At 47.5% G+C, this 1,114-nt stretch carries 1 protein-coding gene and 1 pseudogene; one reads left to right on the top strand and one right to left on the bottom strand.

The annotated features are described in order from the left end of the window. Window positions 1–585 (top strand): ATP-grasp domain-containing protein (locus HNQ69_RS07620; protein WP_183229416.1); only part of this gene is annotated, 585 nt, incomplete at its 5' end. 105 nt (window positions 586–690) lie between these two features. Here HNQ69_RS07620 and HNQ69_RS07615 read toward each other — a convergent pair. Then, window positions 691–1,114 (bottom strand): annotated as a pseudogene (locus HNQ69_RS07615) (hypothetical protein); the annotation flags it as partial.

Raw genomic sequence — 1,114 nt, 5'->3', positions numbered from 1 at the left:
AACAAAGCTTTAACAACTTTTCGGGACCAGCCTTTAATTTTGGAAGAAATTGTTCCTTTTTTATCGGAAATTTCGGTTCTCTCAGCACGCACAAAGCAAGGGGAACATATTTTTTATGATTGCCCTGAAAATCAACACAAAAACGGTATCCTTCATAAATCATTTGTGCCATCGCATGTTTCGCGTGAGGTGCAAAAGGCTGCACAAGAAATAAGTTTAACCGTAATGGATGCCTTAAATTATGTTGGTGTTCTTTGCATTGAATTTTTTGTTCTGATAGATGGAAGTCTTTTAGTAAATGAATTAGCGCCTCGTGTTCATAACTCTGGGCATTGGACACAAAAGGCGTGCATTACTTCACAATTTGAACAGCATATCCGTGCCATTTGCGGTCTTCCATTGGGCAGCACATACCGTCATAGTAATTGTCAAATGACCAACCTTCTTGGAAATAGTCTGAGCGATTTCAAATATTTTCTCAAACAAAAACATACATCGGTCCATTTATATGGCAAACGTTCTGTTCAACCACTGCGCAAAATGGGGCACGTCATCCAATTAACGGGTCCAGCCACCAAATCTTGATAAGAGTATCTTTTAACACATTGGCTTTCCCATAGAATAATAAATCAAGGAAAGAGAAAGAAAAAACGTTCACGTTTTTCGGCGGCATTTTTCAACAGTAAATTTCTAAAGTTTCTCGGCAGATCTTTTCAACCCATGCTTTGAAAAAGCCCTAGCGCTCTCCACAACCACCACACCCAGCACAGCCACCAACCCGGATGTATCCCCCGCAACCGCCCTACACGGCACAGCCACCAACCCGGATGTATCCCCCGCAACCGCCCTACACGGCACAGCCACCAACCCGGATGCATCCCCCACAACCACCACACCCAACACAGCCACTAACCCGGATGCATCCCCCGCAACCGCCCTACTCAGCACGGCCACCAACCCGGATGCATCCCCCGCAACCGCCCTACTCAGCACGGCCACCAACCCGGATGCATCCCCCGCAACCACCACACCCAACACAGCCACTAACCCGGATGCATCCCCCGCAACCACCACACCCAACACAGCCACTAACCCGGATGCATCCCCCGCAACC

This window comes from Bartonella callosciuri (genome assembly GCF_014203215.1).
GTDB classification, from domain to species: Bacteria; Pseudomonadota; Alphaproteobacteria; order Rhizobiales; family Rhizobiaceae; genus Bartonella; species Bartonella callosciuri.
This window is presented reverse-complemented; position numbering and strand designations above follow the sequence as displayed.